Origin of the sequence: Tardiphaga sp., assembly GCF_044340795.1 — a bacterium.
Classification (GTDB): domain Bacteria; phylum Pseudomonadota; class Alphaproteobacteria; order Rhizobiales; family Xanthobacteraceae; genus Tardiphaga.
The window spans coordinates 1-2,556 of sequence record NZ_JBIISY010000443.1; the positions used below are offsets into that span (position 1 = coordinate 1).

Below are 2,556 nucleotides of genomic sequence, written 5' to 3' on the forward strand. Positions count from 1 at the left end.
CCCTTGGTTTACGCCGTGCCGATGCAGCTTCTGGCCTACTACACGGCCGTTCAGAAAGGCACGGACGTCGATCAGCCCCGCAATCTGGCCAAGTCCGTCACGGTGGAGTGACGCGCGGGTGATCAAAAAGCATACTTAGAATTAAACTATAGGTCGCGATTCAGCCTGAAATATCGTCAAGGGCTCGGCGGCAATCGGGATTGCATCCTTATTGATGAGTGCCCATCCGGCAAATTTATTGCATGGGCAGCTCGTTAAATTTCGCGGCTCAGGGCTAGTTTTCTATTTGATCGACAGCGGCGTTAGCTCGCCACGCAAAGTGTGACCGAGGTAAGCGCTGCCTCCTTTACCACGAAACAAGGCGCTCTGTGAAACGTCCTCAGCTCGCCAGTAATGAACGACCAAGCTATTACGGGTTCGGGCGAAGTCTTTGATCGGCGATCCGCCGTGGATTAGTTGACCGTGCCAGATTAGAACATCTCCCGGCTGCCCCTTGTAAAGCGTAACTTCGAGATTTCGCTTTTCGATTTCTCCTCGAATGTAATCGTGGCAGGCTGCCATCTCTGCTTCGATCGCGTTCAGTCGTCCATCCGAAAAACGGTATGGTGGAATTTGATGGCTTCCCGGGTAGAAGAAGATCGGGCCATTTTGGTCGTCAACTGGATCTAAGGTGATGCTTGCCGCCACCATGCCTTCGTCTTTCGGAGGGGGCATGTACCAGCTGTCTATGTGTGCATCCTGTTGGCTGCCCCGTTCGAAATTGAGAGAGTTGCATATCATGGGTTCGCCATTGAGCAGCTCAGCTAGGACAGGCTTAAGTCTCCTTGACAGCGCAACATTGCGGATTTGTTCGCTGTAAAGGAATAGATTGTTCAGCTTGTAGGCTTCGGATCTCACTGACGGCGGGGCCTCATTCATCGAAAAGCAGCGACCCGCGTGCGGTCCAGTGATGACATCTACTTGGTGTGGGTTGCCCATGGGGTTCGCCCACTGCCAATCAACAGCCTTTCTTACGGCCGCCATCTCCGTCGGGCTTATGGCCTTCTTGAGATGCAGATAACCCTGATCTTTCCATATTTTCTGCTGTGCTGCAGAAAGCGATCGAAACGCGTTGAACATTGAGTGGCTCCCGAGAAGGCATATTAACGAGCGCGGGATTTCCGTTCAACCGTATCTGCAGCAGTTGTCTCATGCCGCAAGGCATCTAAAAGGGATGAGCAATGACAGGGACCCGTAGACAGGTGTTGAGTTACAAAATCGCTGGCGGGTGGGCCAAGGCGCTGGAGAGGCTCAGGAAGTCCAACAATACCGTTCATCGTGACGAGGGGGTGGCTGCTTTGAGGGCGGGGCGTCCTCTGGAAGCTATAGATGCGCTTCGCAGGCATCTCGCTGTGCGCCCTCATGATGGTCACAGTTGGGTGCGCTTGGGAAATGCGCTGAAGGACACCGGCCGCTACGACGAGGCGGAGGCAGCCTATGAAAGAGGCTGCAAGCTCAAGCCGCGCTCGTCCAATGCTTGGCTGAGGCGCGCTTATCTCGCAAAATTTTCCGGCCACAATGAACGAGCTGCGGCTTTCTTCCGTCGGAGCTTCGAGCTTGACGGCAATTCGGAAGCTGGGCGGGAGCTTCTTAGAATGGGTGAGCACGGCGCGTCAGTCCGAGATGCGCCGGATATCGTCGGGTGCATCGACGGTCTCGTCGCGAATTCGATTTTCGGCTGGTGTGTGGACCCCGATGGGCCCGAAGGTCCGGCCGAGTTGGAATTTCTCCAAAACGGCTTGGTTGTCGGGGAGGGCAGGACATCGTTGCCGCGGCCAGACGTGGTGGCCGCCGGCTTTAGCAACACTCATGCTGGGTTTAGGATCGCGCTCAGCTCTGACTACCGAGCGGAGGCCGGCGCGGTGGTGGCTAGGTTGGCGCGCAGCAAACGGACCTTGGTAAACTCGCCGTACCAGCCTTCTGCAGACGATCATGTAGCCATATGGCTCAAGCGGTGGGACGGCTTGGCCAGCCATGAGCTAGAAGAGCTTTGCGATTCAATGGATCGTGAAACAGCTGGAAGTTTATTGTCCATTGTAATGCCCGTCTACAATACGCCCGTTGATTGGCTCAGACGGGCAATAAACAGCGTAATTTCACAGTTCTGTAGCAGGTGGGAGCTGCTGTGTGTAGATGATGCCTCCACAGAACCTCTGGTGCAACAAGTGTTGACTGAGTTTTGTGCTGTTGATTCCAGGATTAAGGTGATAAGAAGAGAGAAGAATGGCGGTGTGTCTGCGGCTGTGAATGATGGCATTCGACATGCGCGAGGAAAATATGTCGCCTTTCTCGACCATGATGATGCCCTAGAGCCGGAGGCTGTGTATAGGGTTCTGAAAGAATCACTGTCAGGTCACGATATTATATATACTGACGAAGTCATATGTGGTGAGGACATAGATGTTATATCTCAAGTTGTAGCTCGCCCCAGTTTTTCCTACGATTACTACATATCGCATCCATATTTTGTTCACTTTGTTTCTGTAAAAAGATCATTAGCTAAGAAGGTGGGTGGGT

The 2,556-nt window shown here is 53.6% G+C and carries 2 protein-coding genes; one reads left to right on the forward strand and one right to left on the reverse strand.

Annotated elements, in window-relative coordinates:
* Positions 1-282: 282 nt before the first annotated feature.
* On the reverse strand, positions 283-1,119 hold the full coding sequence (locus ACIQ17_RS32920; protein WP_182713351.1) for a phytanoyl-CoA dioxygenase family protein: 837 nt from the start codon (positions 1,117-1,119) through the stop codon (positions 283-285).
* A gap of 101 nt (positions 1,120-1,220) precedes the next feature.
* Here ACIQ17_RS32920 and ACIQ17_RS32925 point away from each other — a divergent pair.
* The coding region (locus ACIQ17_RS32925; protein WP_398473775.1) for a glycosyltransferase at positions 1,221-2,556 on the forward strand (1,336 nt) is incomplete at its 3' end.

Coding starts and splice junctions, on each gene's coding strand:
- ACIQ17_RS32920 (WP_182713351.1), bottom strand. CDS start 1,119: ATGTTCAACGCGTTTCGATCGCTTTCTGCAGCACAGCAGAAAATATGG.